The organism is Streptomyces sp. NPDC107538 (genome assembly GCF_055657445.1).
The window spans coordinates 312,310-338,395 of record NZ_JBVKAY010000002.1 but is presented as its reverse complement, the minus strand read 5'-3'; the positions used below and the strand labels follow the sequence as shown (position 1 = coordinate 338,395).

25 protein-coding genes are annotated in these 26,086 nt (G+C 71.5%); 19 read left to right on the top strand and 6 right to left on the bottom strand.

Translation table 11 applies throughout. From position 1 onward, the window contains the following. Positions 1–127: 127 nt before the first annotated feature. The 5 genes from ACZ7MG_RS07385 to ACZ7MG_RS07365 all read left to right on the top strand — a co-directional run bounded on the left by ACZ7MG_RS07385 (position 128) and on the right by ACZ7MG_RS07365 (position 5,970). Positions 128–1,762, top strand: coding sequence for a peptide ABC transporter substrate-binding protein (locus ACZ7MG_RS07385; protein ID WP_471387791.1), 1,635 nt, complete (start codon positions 128–130; stop codon positions 1,760–1,762). A gap of 6 nt (positions 1,763–1,768) precedes the next feature. Next, positions 1,769–2,692, top strand: a complete 924-nt coding sequence (locus tag ACZ7MG_RS07380; RefSeq protein ID WP_471387789.1) for an ABC transporter permease — start codon at positions 1,769–1,771, stop codon at positions 2,690–2,692. Continuing rightward, positions 2,685–3,713: an ABC transporter permease gene (locus ACZ7MG_RS07375; RefSeq protein ID WP_471387786.1), complete on the top strand. Its 1,029-nt coding sequence runs from the start codon at positions 2,685–2,687 to the stop codon at positions 3,711–3,713. The genes ACZ7MG_RS07380 and ACZ7MG_RS07375 overlap by 8 nt, the downstream gene beginning before the upstream one ends. A 189-nt stretch (positions 3,714–3,902) precedes the next feature. Then, a complete protein-coding gene (locus ACZ7MG_RS07370) occupies positions 3,903–4,898 on the top strand; it encodes an ABC transporter ATP-binding protein (RefSeq protein ID WP_471387783.1) in 996 nt (331 codons plus the stop codon). Further along, positions 4,879–5,970: an ABC transporter ATP-binding protein gene (locus ACZ7MG_RS07365; protein WP_471387781.1), complete on the top strand. Its 1,092-nt coding sequence runs from the start codon at positions 4,879–4,881 to the stop codon at positions 5,968–5,970. Before ACZ7MG_RS07370 ends, ACZ7MG_RS07365 begins: the two co-directional genes overlap by 20 nt. Positions 5,971–6,136: 166 nt before the next feature. Here ACZ7MG_RS07365 and ACZ7MG_RS07360 read toward each other — a convergent pair whose 3' ends face one another. Next, positions 6,137–8,254, bottom strand: coding sequence for a S9 family peptidase (locus tag ACZ7MG_RS07360; RefSeq protein ID WP_471387778.1), 2,118 nt, complete (start codon positions 8,252–8,254; stop codon positions 6,137–6,139). A 225-nt stretch (positions 8,255–8,479) separates the two neighbouring features. Between ACZ7MG_RS07360 and ACZ7MG_RS07355 the strand changes: the two genes are divergently transcribed. The 8 genes from ACZ7MG_RS07355 to ACZ7MG_RS07320 all read left to right on the top strand — a co-directional run bounded on the left by ACZ7MG_RS07355 (position 8,480) and on the right by ACZ7MG_RS07320 (position 16,253). Then, the gene (locus ACZ7MG_RS07355) at positions 8,480–8,674 is read left to right on the top strand and encodes a hypothetical protein (RefSeq protein WP_005480627.1); all 195 of its coding nucleotides are present in this window, start codon (positions 8,480–8,482) and stop codon (positions 8,672–8,674) included. Between the two features lie 83 nt (positions 8,675–8,757). Further along, positions 8,758–9,729, top strand: coding sequence for an N-acetyl-1-D-myo-inositol-2-amino-2-deoxy-alpha-D-glucopyranoside deacetylase (gene mshB / locus ACZ7MG_RS07350; RefSeq protein WP_471387774.1), 972 nt, complete (start codon positions 8,758–8,760; stop codon positions 9,727–9,729). Between the two features lie 64 nt (positions 9,730–9,793). Then, on the top strand, positions 9,794–10,225 hold the full coding sequence (locus tag ACZ7MG_RS07345; protein WP_471387773.1) for a DUF6113 family protein: 432 nt from the start codon (positions 9,794–9,796) through the stop codon (positions 10,223–10,225). Between the two features lie 160 nt (positions 10,226–10,385). Beyond that, a complete protein-coding gene (locus ACZ7MG_RS07340; RefSeq protein WP_471387770.1) occupies positions 10,386–12,584 on the top strand; it encodes a hypothetical protein in 2,199 nt (732 codons plus the stop codon). A gap of 162 nt (positions 12,585–12,746) precedes the next feature. Continuing rightward, the gene (locus ACZ7MG_RS07335; RefSeq protein WP_471387768.1) at positions 12,747–13,706 is read left to right on the top strand and encodes an ABC transporter ATP-binding protein; all 960 of its coding nucleotides are present in this window, start codon (positions 12,747–12,749) and stop codon (positions 13,704–13,706) included. After that, the gene (locus tag ACZ7MG_RS07330; RefSeq protein WP_471387765.1) at positions 13,703–14,443 is read left to right on the top strand and encodes an ABC transporter permease; all 741 of its coding nucleotides are present in this window, start codon (positions 13,703–13,705) and stop codon (positions 14,441–14,443) included. The genes ACZ7MG_RS07335 and ACZ7MG_RS07330 overlap by 4 nt, the downstream gene beginning before the upstream one ends. Then, positions 14,440–15,642 (top strand): sensor histidine kinase, encoded by a 1,203-nt coding sequence (locus tag ACZ7MG_RS07325; RefSeq protein WP_471387763.1) that lies wholly within the window; start codon positions 14,440–14,442, stop codon positions 15,640–15,642. The genes ACZ7MG_RS07330 and ACZ7MG_RS07325 overlap by 4 nt, the downstream gene beginning before the upstream one ends. Further along, complete coding sequence (locus tag ACZ7MG_RS07320; RefSeq protein ID WP_471387760.1) at positions 15,639–16,253, top strand: response regulator; 615 nt, start codon at positions 15,639–15,641, stop codon at positions 16,251–16,253. The genes ACZ7MG_RS07325 and ACZ7MG_RS07320 overlap by 4 nt, the downstream gene beginning before the upstream one ends. A 183-nt stretch (positions 16,254–16,436) precedes the next feature. Here the strand turns inward: ACZ7MG_RS07320 and ACZ7MG_RS07315 are convergent, their stop codons facing one another. Together ACZ7MG_RS07315 and ACZ7MG_RS07310 are read right to left on the bottom strand one after the other, a co-directional pair. After that, a complete protein-coding gene (locus tag ACZ7MG_RS07315) occupies positions 16,437–17,315 on the bottom strand; it encodes a transglutaminase-like and tetratricopeptide repeat-containing protein (protein ID WP_471387758.1) in 879 nt (292 codons plus the stop codon). Beyond that, a complete protein-coding gene (locus tag ACZ7MG_RS07310; RefSeq protein ID WP_471387755.1) occupies positions 17,312–18,364 on the bottom strand; it encodes a GNAT family N-acetyltransferase in 1,053 nt (350 codons plus the stop codon). Before ACZ7MG_RS07310 ends, ACZ7MG_RS07315 begins: the two co-directional genes overlap by 4 nt. Before the next feature lie 140 nt (positions 18,365–18,504). On the opposite strand from ACZ7MG_RS07310, the gene fdxA reads away from it, so the two are divergent. Both fdxA and ACZ7MG_RS07300 read left to right on the top strand, forming a co-directional pair. Further along, positions 18,505–18,822, top strand: a complete 318-nt coding sequence (fdxA, locus tag ACZ7MG_RS07305; RefSeq protein ID WP_086754973.1) for a ferredoxin — start codon at positions 18,505–18,507, stop codon at positions 18,820–18,822. Between the two features lie 148 nt (positions 18,823–18,970). Then, the gene (locus tag ACZ7MG_RS07300; RefSeq protein WP_471387752.1) at positions 18,971–20,065 is read left to right on the top strand and encodes a bifunctional succinyldiaminopimelate transaminase/glutamate-prephenate aminotransferase; all 1,095 of its coding nucleotides are present in this window, start codon (positions 18,971–18,973) and stop codon (positions 20,063–20,065) included. Between the two features lie 113 nt (positions 20,066–20,178). On the opposite strand, the gene ACZ7MG_RS07295 is transcribed toward ACZ7MG_RS07300, so the two are convergent. Further along, positions 20,179–20,592 carry an ATP-binding protein gene (locus tag ACZ7MG_RS07295; RefSeq protein ID WP_471387749.1) on the bottom strand — a complete coding sequence of 138 codons (414 nt, stop codon included), beginning with the start codon at positions 20,590–20,592 and terminating at the stop codon, positions 20,179–20,181. A gap of 340 nt (positions 20,593–20,932) precedes the next feature. Further along, positions 20,933–21,889, bottom strand: coding sequence for a VldE C-terminal domain-containing protein (locus ACZ7MG_RS07290; protein ID WP_471387746.1), 957 nt, complete (start codon positions 21,887–21,889; stop codon positions 20,933–20,935). Positions 21,890–22,076: 187 nt separating this feature from the next. Between ACZ7MG_RS07290 and dapE the strand changes: the two genes are divergently transcribed. Both dapE and ACZ7MG_RS07280 read left to right on the top strand, forming a co-directional pair. After that, positions 22,077–23,156 carry a succinyl-diaminopimelate desuccinylase gene (dapE, locus tag ACZ7MG_RS07285; RefSeq protein WP_471387745.1) on the top strand — a complete coding sequence of 360 codons (1,080 nt, stop codon included), beginning with the start codon at positions 22,077–22,079 and terminating at the stop codon, positions 23,154–23,156. A 120-nt stretch (positions 23,157–23,276) separates the two neighbouring features. Further along, entirely contained in the window at positions 23,277–24,035 is a 759-nt protein-coding gene (locus ACZ7MG_RS07280; protein WP_471387742.1) for an LOG family protein, read from the top strand. 122 nt (positions 24,036–24,157) lie between these two features. Here the strand turns inward: ACZ7MG_RS07280 and folP are convergent, their stop codons facing one another. Then, positions 24,158–25,018, bottom strand: coding sequence for a dihydropteroate synthase (folP, locus tag ACZ7MG_RS07275; protein ID WP_471387740.1), 861 nt, complete (start codon positions 25,016–25,018; stop codon positions 24,158–24,160). A gap of 119 nt (positions 25,019–25,137) precedes the next feature. On the opposite strand from folP, the gene ACZ7MG_RS07270 reads away from it, so the two are divergent. Together ACZ7MG_RS07270 and ACZ7MG_RS07265 are read left to right on the top strand one after the other, a co-directional pair. Further along, entirely contained in the window at positions 25,138–25,488 is a 351-nt protein-coding gene (locus tag ACZ7MG_RS07270; RefSeq protein WP_471387737.1) for a DivIVA domain-containing protein, read from the top strand. Further along, positions 25,485–26,075: a DNA-3-methyladenine glycosylase I gene (locus tag ACZ7MG_RS07265; RefSeq protein WP_471387734.1), complete on the top strand. Its 591-nt coding sequence runs from the start codon at positions 25,485–25,487 to the stop codon at positions 26,073–26,075. Before ACZ7MG_RS07270 ends, ACZ7MG_RS07265 begins: the two co-directional genes overlap by 4 nt. Positions 26,076–26,086: the final 11 nt, after the last annotated feature.

Genomic DNA, 26,086 nt, shown 5'->3' with positions numbered 1-26,086 from the left:
CGAGAACCCCCACGCACCCGCACCCGACAACGCACCCCATACGGCCCCCCAAATGTGCGGTATAGGCGAAACGCATCGATATTGTCCGGTAACAAGAAGATCGCGCACGCACGACGAGGAGGCACCCATGCGTGGAGCCACGCACGCCCGATGGATCGCCGGCGCGGCGGCGGTCGCCCTCGCCGCGACCGCCTGTGGAGGCGACGACGGCGGCAGCGGCAGTGGTGACACCGGCGCGGTGCTCAGCTCCTCCTGGGGAGACCCGCAGAACCCGCTGGAGCCGGCCAACACCAACGAGGTGCAGGGCGGCAAGGTGCTGGACATGATCTTCCGTGGGCTGAAGCGGTACGACGCCAAGACCGGCGAGGCCAAGGACATGCTCGCCGAGGACATCGAGACGACCGACTCGCAGAACTTCACCATCACCGTCAAGGACGGCTGGACCTTCCAGAACGGAGAGAAGGTCACCGCCAAGTCCTTCGTGGACGCCTGGAACTACGGGGCGAGCCTGAAGAACAACCAGAAGAACGCGTACTTCTTCGAGTACATCCAGGGCTACGACAAGACGCACCCCGACGACGGCAGCAAGCAGACCGCCGACACCCTCTCGGGGCTGAAGGTCACCGGCGAGAACACCTTCACCGTCGCGCTCACCCAGAAGTTCTCGACGTTCCCCGACACCCTCGGCTACAACGCGTACGCCCCGCTGCCGCAGTCGTTCTTCACCGACCACGACGCCTGGCTGGCCAAGCCCGTCGGCAACGGCCCGTACGCCGTCGACTCGTACACCAAGGGCTCCCAGCTGTCGGTACGGAAGTGGGACGACTACCCGGGTGAGGACAAGGCGCAGAACGGCGGCGTGGACCTCAAGGTCTACACCGACAACAACACCGCCTACACCGACCTGATGGCCGGCAACCTCGACCTCGTCGACGACGTCCCCGCGGCCCAGCTGAAGAACGTCCAGGCCGACCTCGGCGACCGGTACATCAACACCCCGGCCGGCATCATCCAGACCCTGTCCTTCCCGTTCTACGACGAGGAGTGGAACAAGGAGGGCTCGGAGAAGGTCCGCGAGGGGCTCTCCCGGGCCATCGACCGCGACCAGATCACCGACACCATCTTCCAGAAGACCCGCACCCCCGCCACCGACTGGACCTCCCCCGTCCTCGGCGAGGAGGGCGGCTTCAAGGAGGGCCTGTGCGGTGACGCCTGCGAGTACGACGCGGACGCGGCCAAGAAGCTGGTCCAGGAGGGCGGCGGCCTCCCCGGCGGCCAGGTCAAGATCACGTACAACGCGGACACCGGCTCCCACAAGCAGTGGGTCGACGCCGTCTGCAACTCCATCAACAACGCCCTCGACAACGACAAGGCGTGCGTCGGCAACCCGGTCGGCACCTTCGCCGACTACCGCAACCAGATCACCCAGCGGAAGATGAGCGGCCCGTTCCGCGCCGGCTGGCAGATGGACTACCCGCTCATCCAGAACTTCCTGCAGCCGCTGTACTACACCAACGCCTCCTCCAACGACGGCAAGTGGTCCAACGCCGACTTCGACAAGCTCGTCGACGAGGCCAACGCCGAGTCGGACACGGCGAAGGCCGTGGAGACGTTCCAGAAGGCCGAGGAGGTCGTCCGGGACAACATGGCCGCCATCCCGCTCTGGTACCAGAACGGCAGCGCGGGCTACTCGGCTCGTCTCTCCGACGTCTCCCTGAACCCGTTCAGCGTGCCGGTGTACGACCAGATCAAGGTCGGCTGACCCTCCGTGGGACGGTACGTCGTCCGGCGCCTGCTCCAGATGATCCCGGTCTTCGTGGGCGCCACCCTCCTGATCTTCCTGATGGTGAACGTGATGGGCGACCCCATCGCGGGCCTCTGCGGCGACCGGGAGTGCGATCCGGCGACGGCCGCCCAGCTGCGTCACGAGTTCGGACTCGACGAGCCCGTGTGGCGGCAGTACCTGACCTACATGGGCAACGTCTTCACCGGCGACTTCGGCACCGCGTTCAACGGGCAGGAGGTCACCGAGCTGATGGGCTCCGCCTTCCCGGTCACCATCCGGCTGACGATCGTCGCGATCCTCTTCGAGATCGTCATCGGCATCACGCTGGGGGTCGTGACCGGGCTGCGGCGCGGGCGGCCCGTCGACACCGGGGCGCTGGTGGTCACCCTGGTCGTCATCTCGGTGCCCACCTTCGTCACCGGTCTGCTGCTGCAACTGCTGCTGGGCGTGGAGTGGGGGTGGATCCGGCCGTCCGTCTCCTCCGAGGCGCCCTTCGACGAACTGATCGTCCCCGGGCTCGTCCTCGCCTCCGTCTCCCTCGCCTATGTCACCCGGCTGACCCGGACGTCCATCGCGGAGAACACCCGCGCCGACTACGTCCGCACCGCCGTCGCCAAGGGACTGCCCCGCCACCGGGTGATCCGCAAACACCTGCTGCGGAACTCGCTGATCCCCGTGGTCACCTTCATCGGCACCGACATCGGCGCGCTGATGGGCGGCGCGATCGTCACCGAGCGGATCTTCAACATCCACGGCGTCGGCTACCAGCTCTACCAGGGCATCCTGCGGCAGAACACGCAGACCGTCGTCGGCTTCGTGACCGTCCTCGTCCTGGTGTTCCTGATCGCCAACCTGCTCGTCGACCTCCTCTACGCCGTACTCGACCCGAGGATCCGCTATGCCTGAGCCGCAGCCGGAGGAGCCGCACGTCTCGGGCGGGCAGCGCGCCGCCGAGGACGGGGTGATCGCCGCGACGGGGCAGGACGGCACGATGGACCTGGCCACCACCGAGGGGGAGACCCTGGAGAAGCGACTCGGCGACCCGGCCAACGATGCCCCGGTCAACGGCGACCCCTCCGAGAAGGCCCGCAGCCTCTGGTCCGATGCCTGGCGCGACCTGCGCCGCAACCCCGTCTTCATCATTTCGGCGCTGGTGATCCTCTTCCTGGTCGTCATCTCCCTCTGGCCGTCGCTGATCGCCTCCGGGAACCCGCTCAAGTGCGACCTGTCCAAGGCGCAGGAGGGCGCGCAGCCCGGCCATCCGTTCGGGTACGACGGGCAGGGCTGTGACGTCTACACCCGTACGGTCTACGGGGCCCGGATCTCCATCGCGGTCGGTGTCTGCGCCACGCTCGGGGTCGCGCTCCTCGGGTCCGTGCTCGGCGGACTCGCCGGGTTCTTCGGCGGGTACTCGGACTCGTTCCTGTCCCGGATCACCGATGTCTTCTTCGCGATCCCGGTGGTCCTCGGCGGTCTGGTGCTGCTGTCCGTGGTCACCAGCAACTCCATCTGGCCGGTGATCGGCTTCATGGTGCTGCTGGGCTGGCCGCAGATCTCCCGCATCGCCCGCGGCTCGGTCATCACCGCCAAACAGAACGACTACGTCCAGGCCGCCCGTGCCCTCGGCGCCTCCAACTCCCGCATGCTGCTGCGCCACATCACCCCGAACGCGGTCGCCCCGGTCATCGTTGTCGCCACCATCGCGCTCGGCACGTACATCGCCCTGGAGGCGACCCTGTCCTACCTGGGCGTCGGCCTGAAACCCCCGAGCGTCTCCTGGGGCATCGACATCTCCGCCGCCTCCCCGTACATCCGCAACGCCCCACACGCCCTGCTGTGGCCCTCAGGAGCCCTAGCCATCACCGTCCTGGCCTTCATCATGCTCGGCGACGCGGTGCGCGACGCCCTTGATCCGAAGCTGAGGTGAGTGGTGGTCATGTGGCAAGGGGCGTGTGGGCCGTGGGTGAGGTGGCCGGGCGGGGGTGGTCGCGGGGGTGGACGGGGTTTCGCGCCCCCGTGGCCGCGCGGGGCGACGGCGGTCACCGGCCCGGCTTTCGTCATGCTCGGCGACGCGGTGCGCGGCGCCCTCGATCCGAAGGTGAGGTGAGCCGGCGTCATGCTGCTCGAAGTGCGTGATCTGCATGTGGAGTTCCGGACGCGGGACGGGGTCGCCAAGGCGGTCAACGGGGTCGACTACGGGGTGGACGAGGGGCAGACGCTGGCCGTGCTCGGGGAGTCGGGGTCCGGGAAGTCGGTCACCGCGCAGGCGATCATGGGCATCCTCGACATGCCGCCCGGGAGGATCACCGGTGGCGAGATCCTCTTCAAGGGCCAGGACCTGCTGAAGCTCAAGGAGGAGGAGCGGAGGAAGATCCGCGGGGCCGGGATGGCGATGATCTTCCAGGACGCCCTGTCCTCCCTCAACCCCGTGCTCTCCGTCGGCGATCAGCTCGGCGAGATGTTCGTCGTGCACCGGGGCATGTCGAAGAAGGACGCCCGCGCCAAGGCCGTCGAGCTGATGGACCGGGTCCGTATCCCGGCCGCCAAGGAGCGCGTACGGGACTATCCGCACCAGTTCTCCGGCGGTATGCGCCAACGCATCATGATCGCCATGGCGCTGGCCCTGGAACCCGCCCTGATCATCGCCGACGAACCGACGACCGCGCTGGACGTCACCGTCCAGGCCCAGGTCATGGACCTGCTGGCCGAGTTGCAACGCGAACTCCGGATGGGCCTCGTCCTCATCACCCACGACCTCGGTGTCGTCGCGGACGTCGCCGACCGCATCGCCGTGATGTACGCGGGCCGGATCGTCGAGTCCGCCCCCGTCCACGACATCTACAAGGCCCCCGCCCACCCCTACACCCGGGGCCTGCTCGACTCGATCCCGCGGCTGGACCAGAAGGGCCAGGAGCTGTACGCGATCAAGGGCCTGCCGCCCAACCTGATGAACATCCCGTCCGGCTGCGCCTTCAACCCCCGCTGCCCGATGGCCCGCGACCTGTGCCGGACCGACGTACCCCCGCTGTACGACGTGGAACCGGCCGAAGGGATCCGGATGAGCGCCTGCCACTTCTGGAGGGAGTGCCTCGATGACCGAGTCAACCGTTGAGGCGGTGGAGGCGTCCGGATCAAGTGTTGATCCGATCCTGGAAGTCAGTGGACTGGTCAAGCACTTCCCGTTGACTCAGGGCATTCTGTTCAAGAAGCAGGTCGGTGCCGTCAAGGCTGTCGACGGTGTGGACTTCACGCTCCACAGGGGTGAGACCCTCGGCATCGTCGGGGAATCCGGCTGCGGCAAATCAACGGTTGCCAAGATGCTGGTCAACCTTGAGCGCCCGACGGCCGGGGCGATCAAGTACAAGGGCGAGGACATCACCAAGCTCTCCGGCAAGGCCCTCAAGACCGTCCGCCGCAACATCCAGATGGTCTTCCAGGACCCGTACACCTCGCTCAACCCCCGGATGACCGTGGGCGACATCATCGGCGAGCCGTACGACATCCACCCCGAGGTCGCGCCCAAGGGCGACCGCCGGCGCCGGGTGCAGGACCTGCTCGACGTGGTCGGCCTCAACCCCGAGTACATCAACCGCTATCCGCACCAGTTCTCCGGCGGCCAGCGCCAACGCATCGGCATCGCCCGGGGGTTGGCGCTCCGCCCCGAGATCATCGTCGCCGACGAACCCGTCTCCGCCCTCGACGTCTCCGTCCAGGCCCAGGTCATCAACCTGCTGGACCGGCTCCAGGGCGAGTTCGGCCTGTCGTACGTGTTCATCGCGCACGACCTGTCGATCGTGCGGCACATCTCCGACCAGGTCGGGGTGATGTACCTCGGGCGGATCGTGGAGGTCGGCCGCGACGCCGAGATCTACGACCACCCGACGCATCCCTACACCCAGGCGCTGCTGTCCGCCGTGCCCGTCCCGGACCCCGAGGCGCGTGAGCACCGGGAGCGGATCATCCTCTTCGGCGACGTGCCCTCGCCGACCAACATCCCCTCCGGGTGCCGCTTCCGGACCCGCTGCTGGAAGGCCCAGGAGCGCTGCACGCTGGAGGTGCCGCTGCTCGCGGTCCCGGCGGAGTTCCGGCTCACCACGGGCCCGGCGGCCCATGACTCGGCCTGCCACTTCGCGGAGGAGAAGCGCGTGGTGCCACCGGACGATCATGCGGATGGGGCGGAATAGGCGTACAAATGCTCACCAACCGCGTTAACACACAGGCAACTTGACTGTCGTCGTTCCGATATACGGACGCGCGAATCTACTACGCGTACGGCCGTGCGGGTGCCGTAAACGGGCCGGGGCTCGCCATGTAGCCCCGGCCCGTTGCCTTGCCCGTTCCGCCACCCGGCTAGCTCGGCCCCAGCGAGCGCTTCAGGAAGTCCACCTGGAGCAGCAGCAGGTTCTCGGCGACCTGTTCCTGCGGGGTGATGTGGGTGACACCGGAGAGCGGCAGCACCTCGTGCGGGCGGCCGGCCGCGAGCAGCGCGGAGGACAGCCGCAGCGCGTGGGCGAAGACCACGTTGTCGTCGGCGGTGCCGTGCACGATCATCAGCGGGCGATGCGGCTCGGCGGGCGAGGACAGCCCCTCGTCCGTGACCAGCGAACTCCTCGCGTACGCCGCCGGTGCCTGCGCCGGATCGCCGAGGTACCGCTCGGTGTAGTGCGTGTCGTACAGCCGCCAGTCGGTGACCGGGGCGCCCGCGATGCCCGCGTGGAAGACGTCCGGGCGCCGCAGCACCGCGAGGGCCGCCAGCCAGCCGCCGTACGACCAGCCACGGATCGCCACCCGGGACAGGTCCAGCGGATGGGACTCGGCGAGGTCGTGCAGGGCGTCCACCTGGTCGTCCAGGGAGAGGGTGAAGTCGCCGTCGATCTCCTTCTCCCAGGCGGTGGAGCGGCCGGGGGTGCCGCGCCCGTCGGCGACCACCACCGCGAAACCCTGGTCGGCGAACCACTGCGAGGTGAGGTGCGCGTTGTGGGTGGCGAGCACCCGAGGGCCGTGCGGACCGCCGTAGGGGTCCATGAGGACGGGCAGGGGTGCGGTCCCGTCGTAGTCACTCGGCATAAGCAGGGCGCACGGTACGCGGCGTGCGCCCCCCTGTGTAAACCGCACGCGCGGTGACATACCGGGATCTTCCGCATGGGATGCCACGGTGGCCACCTGCTTGCCGTCCCGGAGCACCCGGACCTGGGCGCCCGGCCGCTCCGGGACGGCCGAGACGAGTACGGTCACGCCCCCGGCGCGCACCGCCGAGTGCACGCCGGGCTCCTGCGAGACGCGCTCCATCCCCAGCTCGTTCACCCGGTAGACGTGGATCTCACCGATCTCCGGGGCGGCGGCCCGTTCGCCGGCCGACGCGGAGACCAGGACGTCGTCGTCGGACACGTCGAGCACCGCGCGGACGTGCAACTGCGGGCCCGTCAGCGGGCGTTCGCCGACCGCCAGCACCCGCGCGCCGCCCTCGTCCGCGACACGCACGAGCCGCCCCGACGGACTCCAGGCGGGCACCCCGGGGAAAAGATCAAGCCAATGTGGATCTTCGTCGGCGTGCACCATACGGGTCGTCCCCGAGTCCGGATCCACGGCCAGGAACAGCTGGCTGCGCTGGTCCCGCGCCTGCACCAGGATCAGTGGCGCACCCGCCGCTGACCAGTGCACATGCGCCAGATACGGGTAGCGCTTCCGGTCCCACACGACCTCCGTACGGGCCCCGGCGAGGTCGGTCACGAAGAGCCGTACGTCGGCATTGGCGGTCCCGGCGGCCGGATACGCGACCCGCCGCGGGTCCCTTTCCGGCTGTGCGGGGTCCGAGATCCACCAGCGGCGCACCGGCGTGTCGTCCACACGCGCCACCAGCAGCCGGTCCGACTCCGGCGACCACCAGAAACCACGGGAACGGCCCATCTCCTCGGCCGCGATGAACTCCGCCAGACCGTGCGTGACGTTCTCCACGTCCTCCTCGGTGAGCGCGACGTCGTCGCCGCCCTCCGCCTCCACCACCCGCAGGGTGCCCTGGGCGACGTAGGCGACGTACCGGCCGTCGGGGGAGGGGCGGGGGTCGATCACCGGTCCGGGAACGTCCAGTTCACGTGCCGTCCCGGCCCGCAGCTCGGACACGAAAAGCCGCCCTGACAAGGCGAAAGAGGCCATTTCCACGGCCGCGTCGGTGGCGTAGCCGACGATCCCGGCGCCGCCCTCGCGCAGGCGCTCACGGCGTGCGCGCTCCTCGGCCGACAACTCCTCCGAGGCGCCGGCGAGCAGCGCGCCCGGATCGGCCGCCACGCGCTCACCACCGTCCCGGAGGTCCAGCACCCAGAGTTTGTTGGCCCGATCGGAGCCGGACGAAGACCGCAGAAACACCACCCGGGAGCCGTCCGGCGCGACGGAGAACGCCCGTGGCGCGCCGAGGGTGAAACGTTGTGTCCGGGCGTGTCGGCGGGGAAAGGACTCGGGCTGGGTCGTCATGCTCCGACCATATTGGCCATGCGCCCCCTTGTGCGGCCGTGCGCCGATCGATGCGCGCGTATGGATAGTTATGATCACTACCGCTGGGTGGGTATGAACCTGCTGGCCGCTGTATGGATTTACAACTGCGTCACCCACGTCACCGGTTGACGACGGTCCCGCCGTCAGCCCACGACAACTGCTTCGCTCCCCAGGTCCCAGGGAACTTTTTGGAGGTGAGCCGCCGTGGCACTCTCGATTTCGGCGGTGGTGCTGCTGGCGATCATCGTCTTCATCCTGATCAAGAAGTCAGGGCTGAAGGCACCACACGCGATCATCTGCATCCTGCTCGGCTTCTACCTCGCCTCCTCGACCATCGCGCCGACGATCAGCGAGCTGACGACCAACATCGCGGGCATGATCGGCAGCATCAAGTTCTGACCCCTCCGGCCGAGGTCCGGCCGTTCCTGTGAATGACCGCGCCCGGCACGGGCGCGGTCCGTGGGCCTCGTAGGGTGGGCCCCATGACGGATCTGCCCACCCGCCGACTGCTCCTGGTGCACGCGCACCCGGACGACGAGTCGATCAACAACGGCGCGACCATGGCCAGGTACGCGGCCGAGGGAGCGCGGGTGACGCTGGTGACCTGCACGCTCGGCGAGGAGGGCGAGGTCATCCCGCCCGGTCTCGCGCACCTCGCACCCGACCGTGACGACACCCTCGGCCCGCACCGGGTGGACGAGCTGGCCCGGGCCATGAAGGAACTCGGCGTCACCGACCACCGCTTCCTCGGCGGCCCCGGCCGCTACCGCGACTCCGGGATGATGGGCGTCGAACAGAACGAGCGCCCCGGCGCCTTCTGGTCCGCCGACGTCGACGAGGCCGCCGCCCACCTGGTCGAGGTGATCCGCGAGGTCCGCCCCCAGGTCCTCGTCACCTACGACCCCAACGGCGGCTACGGCCACCCCGACCACCTCCAGGCCCACCGCGTCGCCATGCGCGCCGCCGCGCTGACCGCCGACCCGGACTTCCGCCCCGACCTGGGCGCCCCCTGGGACATCGACAAGGTCTACTGGAACCGGGTGCCGCGCGGCGTGCTCCTGGAGGGCTTCGGCCGGCTCCGCCGCGACCTCGCCGAGCCCGGACGGCTGCCGTTCCGGCAGGCCGCGAGTGTCACCGATGTGCCCGGAGTGGTGGACGACCACATCGTCACCACCGAGATCGACGGCACCGGCTTCGCGGCAGCGAAGGCCGCCGCGATGCGCGCGCACGTCACCCAGATCGAGGTCGCCGGACCGTACTTCGCCCTCTCCAACAAACTCGCACAGCCCCTCCTGGCCACCGAGTACTACGAGTTGGTCCGCGGCAGACGTGAAGGAGGGAGCCGGGAGAGCGACTTGTTCGAGGGGATCCCCGGTGTTTCTCCCCAGGAGCGGCGGTCTTTCGGGGAAGAACGGCAGTCTTTCGAGGAACAGCAGAACGGAACGGCCCTGTGATGCGTACGCATGGGTATGACGAACGAGTGGTGCGCGCGCACGGCCGCCGAGAGGCGGGCCGGCGATGACCGCGAAGGACCGGCCGACGGGCGGACAAGGCAGCGCGCTCGCCCAGCCGTTGGCGTTTCCCCCGGCCGGGCGGGCCGTCGCCCATCTGGGGCTCTTCGTGCTGGGAGCGGTGGTCGGCGTGGCCGGCGGGCTGCTCCAAGCGGCCTGGTTCCCCGGCGGATTGCTGCTCGCGCTGCTGGCCGCGACCGGGCTCTTCCTGGGCGGCGCACGGGCGACGGGCGGCCGGGCGGGGGCCGTTGCGCCGGCCGCCGGTTGGATGATCTCCGTCGTCCTGCTGACGTCCACCCGGCCGGAGGGAGACTTCCTGTTCGGGGCGGGCACCGGCTCGTATCTGTTCCTGCTCGGCGGTATGGCGGTGGCTGTGATGTGCGCCACCCTTGGGCGGGGGCGGCAACCGACCGGGTCCGACGCCCGACTTGGCAAGTGACGTACCACTTCGCCGCGGTACCCAGGTGCGGGTCCCGTGATGGTTTCCCACGCGGTCGTGGGATACGCGCCGGAAGTGGCCAGTATGGTGGTGCGCGCCGCCGAGCTGCCCGCTGAGTTGAGGTCGTGACGGGCGGCGGAGCAAACCGGGAGAACCTGCCTTGAGTCGTGAAACTGACACTTCGTCCTCCGGGGCCAATGGGCGCGGCAGCACCGCGTACCCGTCGGGGACACCGCCGTACGGCACGCCCATGGCCACCGAGGCCGGCGCCGACGCGGCCCGGTCGGGCGCGGGCGAGCGACCGGACGGACCCAAGACCGAGACCACGCTGACGACGCGCGTCCGGATCAACATCCCCGGCTCGCGTCCGATCCCGCCGGTCGTCGTCCGCAAGCCGGTCGGCGACGGCGAGGGCGCCGCGGACGACACCGGACCCGGGTCCGTGTCGGAGACCACCGGCACCACGGCCATGCCCGTGTTCACGGACACCCCGGCCCCCGCGCCGGAGCTCACCGCGCCGGGCGACGACAAGCCCACCAGCGACTGGTTCGCGCCCCGCAAGGGCGCCACCCCGCCCCCGAAGGGCGCGGGCGGCGGCGGTCCGAGCAATGGCGCCGGATTCTCCACCGGCTCGCTCGGCGGCCCCGGCGCGCCGGGCGGCCCCGGTAACGGCACCGGTGCGGGCGCCCGCCCCGGCGGCACGGGCGGCACCGGCCCGCTGGCCGGCGGCCCCGGTGGCGCACAGCCCGGAGGCCCGCGCCCCGGCGCGAGCGCCGGCCCCAGGCCCGGCGGGACGAACGGCGCCGGGCTCCCCGGTGCCACCGGCGGTCAGCCGGTCGCCCCCGGCCACGGCGGCGGCACCGGCTCCTTCGACGTCTCCGCCGCGCTGGCGGGCACCAAGCCCGAGCGCGACGACCTGCCGTACTTCTCCGACGGCGGCGCCCGCCCCGGCGGCCCGAACGGCCGCTCCGGCCCGGCGGGCCCCACCGGCGGCCCCGTCACCGGCGACAGCCCGCTCGGCCCGCCGCCCGGACAGGGAGGTGCCGGGAACCCGGGCTACCAGGGCAACCCCTTCGGTGGCCCCGAGGACTTCTCCGCACCCGGTGCCGCGAGCGCCTACGCCCGCCCCGGCGGCGGTCTCAGCGACGACACCGCGGTCCTCACCCCGCAGCGGCACGCCCCCGAGCCGGGCGCCCCGGTCCACGGCGGCCCCGGCCCGCTCGTCGACAACCCCTCCGGGCACACCCTGACCAGCGGCATCCCGGTCGTGCCCCCGGGCACCCAGGGCACACCGTTCGGCGCGGGCGGCCCCGACGGCGCGGTGCGGCACACCCCGCCGAAGCTGCCCGACCCCGGGCCGCAGCAGCAGAAGTCCGGCCCGGCGAAGAACACGAAGTCCGCCAAGCCGGCCAAGAAGAAGGGCCGCAGCAAGCTCGGCCTGCTCGTCGGCGGGGTGATCGTCCTCGGCGGTGGTGTCTACGGCGCCGGGCTGCTGATGAACCACTCCGACGTGCCCAAGGGCACCACCGTCCTCGGCGTCGACATCGGCGGCGGAACCCGTGACGAGGCCGTCAACAAGCTCGACGCGGCCTTCGGCAAGAGCACGGAGCAGGCGCTGCAGCTCAGCGTCGACGGCGAGACCGTCTCCCTCCGCCCCGACCAGGCCGGACTCCAGTTCGACAAGCAGGCCACGGTCAGCGCCGCCGCCGTCAGCGACTACAACCCCGTCTCGGTGATCGGCTCCCTCTTCGGCCAGCAGCGGGTCGTCGCACCCGTGATGCCCGTCGACGAGGAGAAGCTGGAGGCCGCGCTGCAGCGCGCGGCGGGCGGCGCGGGTTCGTCGACCGACGGCACCGTCAAGTACGAGGCGGGCAAGGCGGTCGCCGTCTACGGCAAGGCGGGCAAGGGCGTCGCGGTCGGCGAGTCCACCGAGGCCGTCGAGGAGGCGTACCGCACCCAGGTCGAGACCGGCAAGGCGGCGGCGGTACAGCTCCCGACCACCACCAAGGAGCCGTCGGTCGACAAGGCCGAGGTCGACCGGTTCATGAAGGAGTTCGCGAGGCCCGCCATGTCGGGCACCGTGACCGTCCAGACGGACGCCGCGCACAGCATCCCGCTGAGCCCGGAGAACTCGCTCTGGAGGTTCCTCACCGTCAAGACCGTCGACGGCAAGCTCGTCGACTCCTACGACGAGAAGGCCCTCAAGGAGCTCTACGGCGGCACCTTCGACGGCGTCCTCATCACCCGCGCCACCGGCGAGAAGACCCCGGTCACCGTCCAGGACGTCTACGGCGCCCTCCGCCAGGCCCTGAAGAGCACGACGAACCGCACGGCGGTCATCGAGACGGACCCGAGCTAGCGGATCGGATCACCTCACGGAGGGGGCGCCCGGTACTCACCGGGCGCCCCCTCCGCGTATCCCGCGCCGCCTTGTCACCGTCCCCGGTATGACTTCTGTCATCCCGCCTTCAGGACCCCCGACACTGCCGCCCGCACCCCACGCCCGCCGACGATGGTGTCCATGACGACGACCACGACGACGGCCACCGCCAGCGCGGTGGTGGGATTCGACAACGTGACGAAGGCGTACGGGGACGTGCGGGCCGTGGACGGTATGACGCTCGCCCTGTACCCGGGGGAGACCGTGGCCCTGCTGGGCCCGAACGGGGCCGGCAAGTCCACCACCCTGGACCTGCTGCTCGGCCTCAAGAACGCCGACAGCGGCACCATCGGCCTGTTCGGCACCAGCCCGCGCGAGGCGCTCGTCGCCGGACGCGTGGGCGCCATGCTGCAGAGCGGTGGCCTGATGGACGAGGTCACGGTCGCCGAACTGGTCCGGCTCGCCTGCGACCTGCACCCGAGGCCGTACCCGGTCCCCGAGGTGCTCGCCCGCGCCGGCATCACCCAGATCGCCGACCGCAAGGTCGACAAGCTCTCCGGCGGCCAGGCCCAGCGCGTCCGCTTCGCCCTCGCCACGGCCGGCGACAGCGACCTGATCGTCCTGGACGAGCCCACCACCGGCATGGACGTCACCGCCCGCCAGGCCTTCTGGGCCACCATGCGCGAACAGGCCGACCAGGGCCGTACCGTCCTGTTCGCCACCCACTACCTCGAAGAGGCCGACGCCATCGCCGACCGGGTGCTCGTCCTGCACCGGGGCCGTCTGCTGGCCGACGGCACCGCGGCCGAGATCAAGGCCAAGGCGGGCGCCCGCCGGATCTCCTTCGACCTGCCCGACGGCGGGGCCGACGAGCAGCGGCTGCGCGGCCTCCCGTTCCTCGCCACCCTCACGGTGTCCCACAGCGGCTCCGCCGCGGGCTCCGGGCGAACCGTCCGCATCCAGTCCACCGACGCCGACGCGACCGTCCACGCCCTGTACGGCCTCGGCCTGTACCCCCGCAACCTCGAAGTCACCGGCCTCGGCCTGGAGCAGGCCTTCGTCGCGATCACCGCCGCCGAGGAGGCGAAGCAGCAGTCATGAACAGCCTCATCAAGCTGGAACTCGTCCGCGCCCTGCGCAACCGCAAGGCCATGTTCTTCTCGGTGCTCTACCCCTCGCTGCTGTTCCTGCTGATCGCGGGCAGCGCGAGCAACACCGAGAAGCTCGGCGACACCGGTCTGACCCTGCCGACGTACATGATGGTCTCCATGGCCTCCTTCGGCGCCCTGACAGCCGTCCTGATGGGCAACAGCGAACGCATCGCCAAGGAACGGGAGGGCGGCTGGGTACGGCAGCTGCGGCTCACCACGCTGCCGGGCCGCGGCTATGTCCTCGCGAAGACCGCGAGCGCGGCCGTGGTCAGCCTGCCCTCCATCGTGATCGTCTTCGGGGTGGCGGCCGTGGTGAAGGGCGTACGCCTGGACGCCTGGCAGTGGCTCGCCCTCACCGGCGCGATCTGGGCCGGCAGCCTGGTCTTCGCCGCGCTCGGGGTCGCCCTCGGCTACCTCGCCAGCGGCGACGCGGTCCGCCCGATCACGATGATCACCTACTTCGGTCTGTCGATGCTCGGCGGTCTGTGGATGCCGACGACGACGTTCCCCCAGTGGCTGCAGGACATCGCGAAATGGGTGCCCACGCACGCGTACGCCGCCCTGGGGCAGGCCATCGAGCAGAGCCAGGCCCCGCACGCCAAGGACGTCGCCATCCTGACCGTCTGGTTCGCCCTGTTCGCGGGCGGCGCGGCCTGGCTCTACCGCAAGGACACGCTGAAGGCGTGAGCGGCGTCCGCATCGGGCAGCGCCCGCAGAACCGTCGGCAGAGGGCCATCAAGTTCCTCTGGACCGGGATCTGGCTCGCCTATCTGAGCGCCCCCGTCAGCGACCTGCTGCACGGGGGCCACAGCGACGGTGTCGTCGTCCTCGGCTGGATCGGCCTGGTGGCCTTCGTCGCCTGGTACTTCGCGCTGATCTTCCGCACCGGCCGCCGCGACACCACCGGACCGGTGCTCGGCGCGCTCGCCGTCCTCGCCGCCCAGTCCTCGGTCCTCGCCCTCAGCCTCGGCCGCGAGTGGCTCGTCCTCTTCGTCTACGTGTCGGTGGCGTCCGGCGCGGCCCTCCCCCTGCGGCTCGCCCGCTTCACGATCCTGGCGGCCTCCGCGCTGCTCACCGCCATCGCCCTCGCCGTACCGGAGGGCGAGGCGTACCTCGCCTCCCTGCTCCTGCCGGCCCTCCTCGGCGGCTTCTCCATGACCGGCGTCCGCGAACTCATCCGCACGACACGGGAACTGCGCGAGGCCAGGGCCACGGTCGCCCAGCTCGCCGCCAACGAGGAGCGCCTGCGGCTCGCCCGTGACCTGCACGACCTCCTCGGCCACTCCCTCTCCCTGATCACCCTCAAGAGCGAGCTGGCGGGCCGGATGCTCCCCGACCACCCCGACCGGGCCGCCGAGCAGGTCGCCGACATCGAACACGTCAGCCGTCAGGCCCTGGTCGACGTCCGCGAGGCCGTCACCGGCTACCGCCGCCCCCGCCTCGCCGCCGAACTCGCGGGCGCCCGCGACGCGTTGACGGCGGCCGGCATCACCGCCGAACTCCCCGCCGATCCCGACCTCACCGACGCCCCGGAGGACAGCGAGTCCGCCCTCGCCTGGGCGTTGCGCGAGGCCGTCACCAACGTCGTACGACACAGCGGCGCCCGCCGCTGCACGGTGGACCTGGTCCGCCGCCAGACCCTCGACGGCCCCATGCTCGAACTGACCGTGGACGACGACGGAAGGGGTCACCCGGGCGGCCCGGCCGTCGGCGGTGACGCCCTCGGCAGCGGTCTGGCCGGCCTCACCGAGCGGCTCGACAAGGTGGGCGGCACCCTGGAGGCCGGTCCTCTGGAGGCCGGCCGCTCCCCCCACGGCTTCCGCCTGGTGGCCAGGGCCCCCGCCACTCCCCGGGACCCGCACCCGGACATAGGATCCGGCGCATGACCCGCACGATCAAGGTCCTGCTCGCCGAGGACCAGTCGATGGTCCGCGAGGCCCTGGCCGCCCTGCTCGGCCTGGAGCCCGACATCGAGGTCGTGGCCCAGGCGGCCCGCGGTGACGAGGTCCTTGCCGCCGCCCGCGCCCACGACATCGACGTGGCCCTCCTCGACATCGAGATGCCGGGCGCGACCGGCATCGAGGCGGCGGCCCAGCTCCACCAAGCGCTCCCGGCGGTGAAACTGGTCGTCCTCACCACCTTCGGCCGCCCCGGCTACCTCCGCGGCGCCATGGAGGCCGGCGCCGACGCCTTCCTGGTCAAGGACGCCCCCGCCGCGCAACTCGCGGACGCGGTACGCCGAGTCCTGGCGGGCGAGCGCGTCATCGACCCCACCCTCGCGGCGGCGGCCTTGGCCGAGGGCGCCAACCCCCTGACCGACCGCGAACGCGAGGTCCTCCGCGCGGCGGCCGACGGCTCCACCAACGCGGAACTCGCCAAGACCCTCCACCTCTCCCAGGGCACGGTCCGCAACTACCTGTCGACGGCGATCCACAAACTGGCGGTCCGCAACCGAACGGAGGCGGTACGGACGGCAAGGGAGAAGGGCTGGTTGTAGAAGCCGGGGGTGCTGGCTGGAGGACGGATGGCTGTGCTGCTGACCGAGTCCAGCCGCAGCAGAGTCAGGGGCGCGGGGAACTGCGCGACCAGCCCCAACGAACCCGCACCCGCCCGACAACAGGCGCCCCACGGCGAAAAGGCGCCCCACCGCGAACAGGCGCCCCAAGGCGAACAGCCACCCTCAATTCAGCAGAGCCCGCGCAGCGGACGCCTGCCGCCGCACCTTCTCCGCGGCCCCCGCATCCACCCCGTCCACCACCTCCGCGTACTCCTCCAACGCGACGGCCCCCCGCACATACTCCCCACGCTGCACCAGCAACCGCGCCCACTCGTACCGCAACCGCGCCGGATGCGACGGCATCGCGAGCGACAACTCCAGCGCCCACAGCGCGACATCCGTCCGCTCGGGCCGGGCGGCGGCCCACGCCCGCACGTTGTTCAGCACCCGCACCACCACGTCCAGCGGATCGGCGGGCTCCAGCATCCCGGGGTCCAGCGGAGCCCCCGTCGCCCCCGCGACCAGCAACTCCGCGTCGCTCCCGGTCAGTACCCGCCCCCCGTCGAACGGATCGGCGAGCACCTGGTCCCCGGGCGGCCCGAACCCCACCACGAAGTGCCCCGGCAGCGCCACCCCGTACACGGGCGCCCCGGCCCGCCGGGCCACCTCCATCCACACCACCGACAGCAGAATCGGCAGCCCCCGCCGCCGCAGCAGCACCTGGTGCAGCAGCGAGGACTCCAGCCGCTGATAGTCACCCGGGGAGCCACGGAACCCGCACCGCTCGCCGAGCAGTTCGGCCGTCGCGTCCGCCCAGGCGCGGGGGCCGCCGGGCCGGTACGGCATCTGCCCGGCCAGCCGGTCGAGTTCGATCTCGGCGGCGTCGATCCCCGCGTCGTCCAGCGCCCCGTCGCCCGCCGCGCCCACCAGCAGGCACAGCATGGCCAGATCGGGCCGCTCGGCCCGGGCCTCCTCCGCGAACCGCCGCCGCACCTCGCCGCCCCGCTCCGCCCCGGGCGGCCGCGGCCCCGGCCCCGCCCCGGCCGGCTGCTGCCCGCTCACGACGATCCACCCGACCGCGAGCCGGCGCCGAAGCCCTCGGCCGCACTCCCGGCCGCGCTCCCGGGCTCCCGATAGTGGTGGTACGAGTGATGCGCCGCGAAGCCCAACCCCCCGTACATGGCCCGCGCCCCCACGTTGTCCTCCTCCACCTGCAGCCAGCCGGCGGAGGCCCCCTCGTCCAGGGCCCGCCGCGCCAGCGCCGTCATCACCGTCGTCGCGAGCCCTTGCCGCCGCAGGGCGGGGTCGACCTCGACGGCCGAGAAACCGGCCCACCGCCCGTCCACCACGCACCGCCCGATGGCGGCGGGCCCCGCGCCCTCCGCGCCCGGCACCGTCGCGAACCACACCGAGGGCCCGCTCCCGAGCACCTTCAGCGCGACCTCGCCGAGGCCCTTGCGCTGATAGCGGCCGAGCCACGCCTCGTCGGCTGTCCGGGACAGCTCGACCCCGGCCGCCTCCCGGTCCGCGACCGGCGCGAGCGCCCCGATCCACAGCTCGGCGGTGACCTCACGGACCCAGCCCCGGTCCGCCACCTCGGCGCACAGCAGCTCCTGCGTGCCCTCCGCGCCGGTGGCGAGCTGGAGGTACGCGGGCAGCCCCCGGGCCGCGTACCAGTCGCGTACGGCCGTCAGCGCCTCGTCGAGCGGCAGCCCGGGATCGCCCAGCGGCAGCACCGAGTTGGCGCGCCGGGTGAATCCGGCGGCGGCCCGCAGCTCCCACTCACCGAGCCGCTCCCGCTCGACCGGCTGCCAGGCCCGCGCGGAGATGTGCGCCAGTTCCGCGTACGAGGCGGCCGGACCGCGGCGCCGGGCGGGGGCGGCGGGCACGGTCTTCCCCGCCACCAGCGAGGACTCCGCGATCCGTACCCGCTCCCCGTTCCGCCGGGTGATCAGCAGGACACCGTCGTCCCATGATGTGAGAACACCAACCGTGTCGGTGAATTTCCCACCCCCGGCGGCATCCTCGTCGACGCGCCGCACGGAGACGCGTTTGCCCACGTCAGCGGCGGAGACACGGATCTCCAGACGTCCACCGGCAGAGATTTCCACAGGTCCGTCCACCCCTCCTGTTCGGATCATGCCCCGGAACGGAGATACTAGGTGCGGGCATCGACGACGCCGCGCTCCCGCGCGCCAGGCGGCGGAGCCTGAGGAGGCCCGCCAGCGCCCTATCGAGGAGGAACGACAGCGTGACCTACGTCATCGCGCAGCCTTGTGTCGACGTCAAGGACAAGGCGTGCATCGAAGAGTGCCCGGTCGACTGCATCTACGAGGGGCAGCGATCCCTCTACATCCACCCGGATGAATGCGTCGACTGCGGTGCCTGCGAGCCGGTGTGCCCGGTCGAGGCGATCTTCTACGAGGACGACACCCCGGAGGAGTGGAAGGACTACTACAAGGCGAACGTCGAGTTCTTCGACGAGCTCGGCTCGCCCGGTGGTGCCAGCAAGCTCGGTCTGATCGAGCGTGACCACCCCTTCGTCGCCGGACTGCCGCCGCAGGCCTGAGAGCGACGCCGCGGGCCCGGGGCACGGCCCCTGCGGCCCGCATCCGCGCCGCCTCGGTCCCGTACGCCCCGATCACCATGATCGCCGTACGGGACCGAGGCGTTCGCCGTACGTACGGCAAGACGTACGAGAAAGTGAGCCAGATCCCGTGTCCGCAGTCAGCGACCGCCTCCCCACCTTCCCCTGGGACAAGCTGGAGCCGTACAAGGCGACGGCCGCCGCGCACCCCGGTGGCATCGTCGACCTCTCCGTCGGCACCCCGGTCGACCCGGTGCCCGACCTGATCCAGAAAGCGCTGGTGGCCGCGGCGGACTCGCCGGGCTATCCGACCGTCTGGGGCACCGTCGAGCTGCGCGACGCGATCACGGGCTGGCTGGAGCGCCGCCTCGGCGCCCGGGACGTCACCCACCACCACGTCCTGCCGATCGTCGGCTCCAAGGAACTCGTCGCCTGGCTCCCCACCCAGCTCGGCCTAGGCCCCGGCGACCGGGTCGCGTACCCGCGCCTGGCCTACCCGACGTACGAGGTGGGCGCCCGTCTCGCCCGCGCCGGGTACGAGGTCTACGACGACCCGACCACCCTGGACCCGGCCGGCCTCAAGCTCCTCTGGCTGAACTCGCCGTCCAACCCCACCGGCAAGGTCCTCTCCCGGCCCGAGCTGACCCGGATCGTGGCCTGGGCCCGTGAGCACGGCATCCTGATCTTCTCCGACGAGTGCTACCTGGAGCTGGGCTGGGACGCCGACCCGGTCTCGGTCCTGCACCCGGACGTCAACGGCGGCTCGTACGAGGGCATCGTCGCCGTCCACTCCCTCTCCAAGCGCTCCAACCTGGCGGGCTACCGCGCGGCCTTCCTCGCCGGTGACCCGGCGGTCCTCGGCCCGCTCCTGCAGATCCGCAAGCACGGCGGCATGATGACCTCGGCGCCCACCCAGGCCGCCGTGGTCGCGGCCCTCGGCGACGACGCGCACGTCCAGGAGCAGCGCGCCCGTTACGCGGCCCGTCGCCAGGCCCTCCGTGAGGCGCTGGAGGCGCACGGCTTCCGCATCGAGCACAGCGAGGCGAGCCTGTACCTCTGGGCCACCCGGGGCGAGTCCTGCTGGACCACGGTCGCCCACCTCGCGGGCCTCGGCATCCTCGTGGCCCCCGGCGACTTCTACGGCACGGCGGGCGACCACCACGTCCGCGTGGCCTTCACCGCGACGGACGAGCGGGTGGCGGCGGCGGTGGAGCGCCTGGCGTAGGCGTAGCCGCAGGCGGGCGTAGCCGTACGCGACCGTACGCCGAAGGGGCCCGGGGAGATTTCCCGGGCCCCTTCGGCGTACGGATTCGGCGTACGGAACGTCGGTGCGGAAGGTCAGCCGAGCGGGCTCTGGGCCGGCAGCTGCCCCGTGGGCAGTCCACCCTTGGTGGCCGTCTTGGTCGTGTCGCCCAGCACGGTGCCGGCGGACCCGGCGGTCTCCCCGGCGGCCTTCTGCGCGACGGGCGTCGTCGTCTTGACGGCCTTCCCGCCGGTCTTGCTCACGGTCGGCAGGGTCTGCTTGGCCGCCTTGGTGCCGGCGTCGCTCGCGACCCCGGTGACGTTCTGCGTCGCGCCGTCCACGGTGTTACCGGCGTTCGCCCCGTCCACGGCGGACAGGCCGCCCAGGTTCGGGGTGGCCGGGAGTTCGGGCGCCGCGCTCGCGGAGCCGGCCGCACCGACCACGGAGGCCGCTCCCGCTGCGGTCAGCAGCGCGGCACGGGCGATCCGGCGGGTCAGGGGGAGGGACATGGTGCTCCTTAGACGGACTGTACGGAAACGGAAGAGGACGTGAAGTGTCCGACCGTGCCCGGGAGTTGATCGCTCGGAGTCGATCGTTCCGGGCTCGGACGCAGTGACTACCGCTCGAAGTCCGCGAAGGTTGCGGCGGCCCGACGTAAAGAGTTGGCAATGCGTCACATCATCAAATGCGGATTCAGTCGGACAAACGCCATCCGGTCCGACAGTCTGCTGAATCCTTACGGCTCGGTGCTCCCAAGGGATTCCGGCAGACGGGGGTGAGCAGGTGAAATCCCGCGCACCCCGTCCACTCGACGCGCCGCGCCTGCCCCGTACGGGTGAGCCGCGCGGCCTACTGTCCAGTGACGATTCGGACCTCGGTGGTGGAGGCCGTCACGCCCTCGGCCTTCCGCCACGCCCCGGCCCGGCCCTCGGCGACCCACTCCCGGCCCGCGAACGTGACGCGCTCGACGCCCAGCCGGGAGGAGTTGGCCACGGCCCAGTGCGCCAGCTCCCAGCCGCGCTGCCGGAGCTGGTCCGCGTCCCCGGCGTCCTTGAGGGGGATGGTGACGGTCCCGGCGACGGGGGAGGCGCTCGGACTCGGCGTCGGGCTCGCCTGCGCGGAGGCGCCGCCCTCGGCGCTCACCACCGCCCCGGCCGACTCGAAGGCGTCGTCCCCGAAGTCCCGCGCCAGCGCGCCGCGCACGGCCTGGGGGCCGCGCGCGCCGCGCACGGCCTCCGGCCCGCCCGCGTAGGTGGTGCCGGTGCCGGTCGTCTCCCGGCGCCCCTCGCAGGTCAGCGTGGCCGCCGACCGGCCGGTCAGCGCGGCGGCGAGCAGGGTGGCGTCGGGCTCGTGCTTGGCGTACGCCTCCGGGTAGCCGCTGCGCTGCACCCGCTGGGCGGCCACCGTCAGCGGCAGCTGCTCGTAGTCGTCGACCTTCACGAGGTGTTCGTAGAACTCGCCCGCCGAGTACACCGGGTCCTGGATCTGCTGCTCGGTGCCCCAGCCCTGCGAGGGCCGCTGCTGGAAGAGGCCGAGGGAGTCCCGGTCGCCGTGCGCGATGTTCCGCAGGCCCGACTCCTGGAGCGCGGTCGCCAGCGCGATCGTCACCGCCCGCTCGGGCAGCTCGCGCGAGGTGCCGACCGCCGAGATCGTCGCCGCGTTCGCCGCCTGCTCGGGCGTGAACTCGTACGACTGCCCGTCGTCCGTCCCGGACACGACCACACACCGCGGTGTGCCGTTCCCCCCGGTCAGATACTGCACGGTGAGATACGCCCCGATCGCGGCGAGCACGACGAAGGCCGCCATGAACTGCAGCACACGACGGCCGCGACGGCGAGGGCGGGGAGCTGGGGGGAAGGGGTACGGCTCTGGCACGCGGTCCAAGGTACTGGAGAGTAACGGCGCACGTGTGGGACTTGTGAACACAGGGGCGGGAGACAGCTGATCCACTCGCCGGGCGGCCCCGCCCCGGCGGCGCGTTAGGGTCGGGGACATGGCCGAGACCCCCATTGACCTCACGCTGGACGCCGCACGGCTGACCGCGCAGCTCGTCGACTTCCCCTCCGAGAGCGGCACCGAGAAGCCCCTCGCGGACGCGATCGAGACCGCCCTGCGCGCCCTGCCCCACCTCACGGTCGACCGGTACGGCAACAACGTCGTCGCCCGCACGGACCTGGGCCGCGCCGAGCGCGTGATCCTGGCCGGCCACATCGACACGGTCCCCATCGCGGACAACGTCCCCTCCCGCCTCGACGAGGACGGCGTCCTGTGGGGCTGCGGCACCTGCGACATGAAGTCCGGCGTCGCGGTCCAGCTGCGCATCGCGGCCACCGTCCCGGCCCCCAACCGCGACCTGACCTTCGTCTTCTACGACAACGAGGAGGTCGCCGCCGACCTCAACGGCCTCAAGCACATCTCCGAGGCCCACCCCGAGTGGCTGGCGGGCGACTTCGCGGTCCTCCTGGAGCCCACCGACGGCGAGGTCGAGGGCGGCTGCCAGGGCACCCTGCGGGTCCTGCTGACGACCAAGGGCGAGCGTGCCCACTCCGCCCGCGGCTGGATGGGCTCCAACGCCATCCACGCGGCGGCCCCGATCCTGGCCAAGCTGGCCTCGTACGAGCCCCGCTACCCGGTGATCGACGGCCTGGAGTACCGCGAGGGCCTCAACGCGGTCGGCATCTCCGGCGGCGTCGCCGGCAACGTCATCCCCGACGCCTGTGTGGTGAAGGTCAACTTCCGCTACGCGCCCGACCGCACGGAGGAGGAGGCCATCGCCCACGTCCGCGAGGTCTTCGCCGACTGCGGGGTGGAGGACTTCACCGTCGACGACCACAGCCCCGGCGCGCTGCCCGGCCTGTCCCACCCGGCGGCCGCCGCCTTCATCGAGGCCGTCGGCGGCACCGCGCAGCCCAAGTACGGCTGGACGGACGTCTCCCGCTTCAGCGCCCTCGGCGTCCCGGCCGTCAACTACGGCCCCGGCAACCCGCACTTGGCGCACCGGCGCGACGAGCGGGTGGAGACGGCGAAGATCCTGACCGGCGAGGAACGGCTGAGGGCCTGGCTGACGGCGTGAGATGTCCCGGTGAAGGGGCGTCCCGGACAACGGATCGTGGCGGACACGCTCACGTCCCCCGTCCGTAACCCGTATGGATCTACGCTGAGGTGAACCACCAGCACGGCGGAGGGAGCGGACATGGCGACCGGCAACCCCGAGGGCAAGAAGCAGCCACCGGACGAGCAGCGGCTGGGGCCGGTGCTGCGCAGAAGGGGCCAGGTGCAGGCGAGCACCACGGACCAGCGGCTGCTGGACGCGGGCGGTCCCTCGGACTGGGTCCACACCGATCCCTGGCGGGTCCTGCGCATCCAGTCGGAGTTCATCGAGGGCTTCGGCACCCTCGCCGAACTCCCGCCCGCGATCAGCGTCTTCGGCTCCGCCCGCACCCCGGCCGACTCACCCGAGTACGAGGCGGGCGTCCGGCTCGGCCGCGGCCTGGTGGAGGCCGGCTTCGCCGTGATCACCGGCGGCGGCCCGGGCGCGATGGAGGCGGCCAACAAGGGCGCCCTCGAAGCGGGCGGCACCTCCGTCGGCCTCGGCATCGAGCTGCCCTTCGAACAGGGCCTCAACCCGTACGTCGACATCGGCCTCAACTTCCGCTACTTCTTCGTCCGGAAGATGATGTTCGTCAAGTACGCACAGGGGTTCGTGGTCCTCCCCGGCGGCCTCGGCACCCTCGACGAACTCTTCGAGGCCCTCACCCTCGTCCAGACCCAGAAGGTCACCCGCTTCCCCATCGTCCTCTTCGGCGAGTCCTACTGGAGCGGCCTCGTCGACTGGCTCACCCACACCCTCATCGCCCAGGGCAAAGCCGCGGAGAAGGACCTGACCCTGTTCCACGTCACGGACGACGTGGACGAGGCGGTGGCCCTGGTATCGAAGGAGGCAGGCCGCTAATAGGGGGCGCGGGGAACTGCGCGAACGGGGTCCGGGGCGGAGCCCCGATCTTTGACGGGGGTGGAAAGGGGCGCGCAGCCCCTGGGGATGGGACGGGTAGGGGCGGCGGGGGCGAAAAAGATCTAGGCAAGCCCCCGCCGGGCAACGGCGGGCCCCCGCCACCCCGCGATCGCCCCCACCATCTCCACCACCTGCCGGGTCTCCGCCACCTCATGCACCCGATACACCTGAGCCCCCAGCCAGGCGGACACAGCGGTGGTGGCCAAGGTCCCCACCACCCGCTCCTTCACCGGCCGGTCCAACGTCTCCCCCACAAAGTCCTTGTTGGACAACGACACCAACACCGGCCACCCGGTGGCGACCATCTCCCCCAACCGCCGAGTCGCCTCCAGACCGTGCCGCGTGTTCTTCCCGAAGTCGTGCCCCGGATCGATCATCACCGACTCCCGGGGCACCCCCAGCGCGACGGCCCGCTCCGCCAGCCCCACGGTCACCCGCAGCACATCGGCCATCACATCGTCGTACTCCACCCGATGCGGCCGGGTCCGAGGCTCCGCCCCACCCGCGTGCGTACACACCAGCCCCACCCGATACCGCGCCGCCACCTCCGCGAGCCGCGGATCGACACCGCCCCACGCGTCGTTGAGCACATCCGCCCCGGCCTCGCACACGGCCTCCCCGACCTCGTGCCGCCAGGTGTCGACGCTGATGACCACCTCGGGGAACCGCCGCCGCACCTCCGCGACGAACCCGACGGTCCGCCGCACCTCCTCCGCCGCGGTCACCTCCTCACCGGGCCCGGCCTTCACCCCGCCGATGTCGATGACGGCCGCGCCGTCCGCGACGGCCTGCTCCACGCGCGCGAGGGCGGGCTCGTCCCGGAAGGTGGCCCCCTGGTCGTAGAAGGAGTCCGGCGTCCGGTTCACGATCGCCATGATCACCGGCTCGTGCGGGCCGAATTCCCGCCTGCCCAGCCTGAGCATCCGCTGTGACCTCTCCCAGTACGTTCCATGGATCGACGGGCTCGCCCGACCGCCTGCGACCTTAGCTGTCAGACTCGCATGGCACGATCGGAGCCGAACACAGTCGAGGGGACCCAGCGATGTTCATGTTCTTGTTCCTGGTCGTCGCGCTCGCCGTCGTGGTCGCCGCGGTGACGCTCGCCGTCGTGGGCGGCGGCGACAACGCGGTGCTGCCGGAGGCCGAGGGCGAGCGGCTCCAGGACCCGCTCCCGGCGGACCGCCCGGTCAACCGCGCGGACGTCGAGGCGCTCCGCTTCCCGCTCGCCGTCCGCGGCTACCGCATGGTGGACGTGGACGACGCCCTCGGCCGCCTCAGCGCGGAGATCGCCGAGCGGGACGCCCGGATCGCCGACCTGGAGTCCGCGCTCGCGGGTGTCCGGACGGCACCCGCGATCTCGCTGGACAAGCCGGAGGAGGGCGACCACCGATGAGCGACGGCACCGCCCTGGCCGGCGCCGACGGCGCACTGCGCTGCCCCTGGGCCCTGTCGACCGAGGACTACGTGGCGTACCACGACGAGGAGTGGGGCCGCCCGGTGCACGGCGACGACGCTCTGTACGAACGGCTCTGCCTGGAGGCCTTCCAGTCCGGCCTCTCCTGGATCACCATCCTGCGCCGCCGCGAGGGCTTCCGCTCCGCCTTCGCCGACTTCAAGATCGCCTCGGTCGCGGTCTTCACGGAGGCCGACCAGGAACGCCTCCTCGGCGACCCCGGCATCATCCGCAACCGCGCAAAGATCGAGGCGACGATCGCCAACGCCCGCGAGCTCGCCACCTGGGCCCCCGGCGAGCTGGACGAGCTGATCTGGTCCCACGCCCCGGACCCGAGGACCCGCCCGGCCCCCGGCACCCTCGCGGACGTCCCGGCGGTCACCCCCGAGTCCACCGCCCTCTCCAAGTCCCTCAAGAAGAGAGGCATCCGCTTCGTCGGCCCGACCACGGCGTACGCCCTGATGCAGGCGTGCGGCCTGGTCAACGACCACTTGGAGAGCTGCGTGGCGAGAAGCGCGCCCCTCTAGGGGAGCGGGGC

Bases quoted from the DNA above. Each gene is read 5' to 3' on its own strand.
- ACZ7MG_RS07320 (WP_471387760.1), top strand. From the start codon at position 15,639: ATGACCCGCACGATCAAGGTCCTGCTCGCCGAGGACCAGTCGATGGTC.
- ACZ7MG_RS07280 (WP_471387742.1), top strand. From the start codon at position 23,277: ATGGCGACCGGCAACCCCGAGGGCAAGAAGCAGCCACCGGACGAGCAG.
- ACZ7MG_RS07330 (WP_471387765.1), top strand. From the start codon at position 13,703: ATGAACAGCCTCATCAAGCTGGAACTCGTCCGCGCCCTGCGCAACCGC.
- ACZ7MG_RS07345 (WP_471387773.1), top strand. From the start codon at position 9,794: ATGACCGCGAAGGACCGGCCGACGGGCGGACAAGGCAGCGCGCTCGCC.
- ACZ7MG_RS07290 (WP_471387746.1), bottom strand. From the start codon at position 21,889: ATGGCGGCCTTCGTCGTGCTCGCCGCGATCGGGGCGTATCTCACCGTG.
- ACZ7MG_RS07295 (WP_471387749.1), bottom strand. From the start codon at position 20,592: ATGTCCCTCCCCCTGACCCGCCGGATCGCCCGTGCCGCGCTGCTGACC.
- dapE (WP_471387745.1), top strand. From the start codon at position 22,077: ATGGCCGAGACCCCCATTGACCTCACGCTGGACGCCGCACGGCTGACC.
- ACZ7MG_RS07370 (WP_471387783.1), top strand. From the start codon at position 3,903: ATGCTGCTCGAAGTGCGTGATCTGCATGTGGAGTTCCGGACGCGGGAC.
- folP (WP_471387740.1), bottom strand. From the start codon at position 25,018: ATGCTCAGGCTGGGCAGGCGGGAATTCGGCCCGCACGAGCCGGTGATC.
- ACZ7MG_RS07385 (WP_471387791.1), top strand. From the start codon at position 128: ATGCGTGGAGCCACGCACGCCCGATGGATCGCCGGCGCGGCGGCGGTC.
- ACZ7MG_RS07375 (WP_471387786.1), top strand. From the start codon at position 2,685: ATGCCTGAGCCGCAGCCGGAGGAGCCGCACGTCTCGGGCGGGCAGCGC.
- ACZ7MG_RS07265 (WP_471387734.1), top strand. From the start codon at position 25,485: ATGAGCGACGGCACCGCCCTGGCCGGCGCCGACGGCGCACTGCGCTGC.
- ACZ7MG_RS07365 (WP_471387781.1), top strand. From the start codon at position 4,879: ATGACCGAGTCAACCGTTGAGGCGGTGGAGGCGTCCGGATCAAGTGTT.
- ACZ7MG_RS07360 (WP_471387778.1), bottom strand. From the start codon at position 8,254: ATGACGACCCAGCCCGAGTCCTTTCCCCGCCGACACGCCCGGACACAA.
- ACZ7MG_RS07335 (WP_471387768.1), top strand. From the start codon at position 12,747: ATGACGACGACCACGACGACGGCCACCGCCAGCGCGGTGGTGGGATTC.
- mshB (WP_471387774.1), top strand. From the start codon at position 8,758: ATGACGGATCTGCCCACCCGCCGACTGCTCCTGGTGCACGCGCACCCG.
- ACZ7MG_RS07270 (WP_471387737.1), top strand. From the start codon at position 25,138: ATGTTCATGTTCTTGTTCCTGGTCGTCGCGCTCGCCGTCGTGGTCGCC.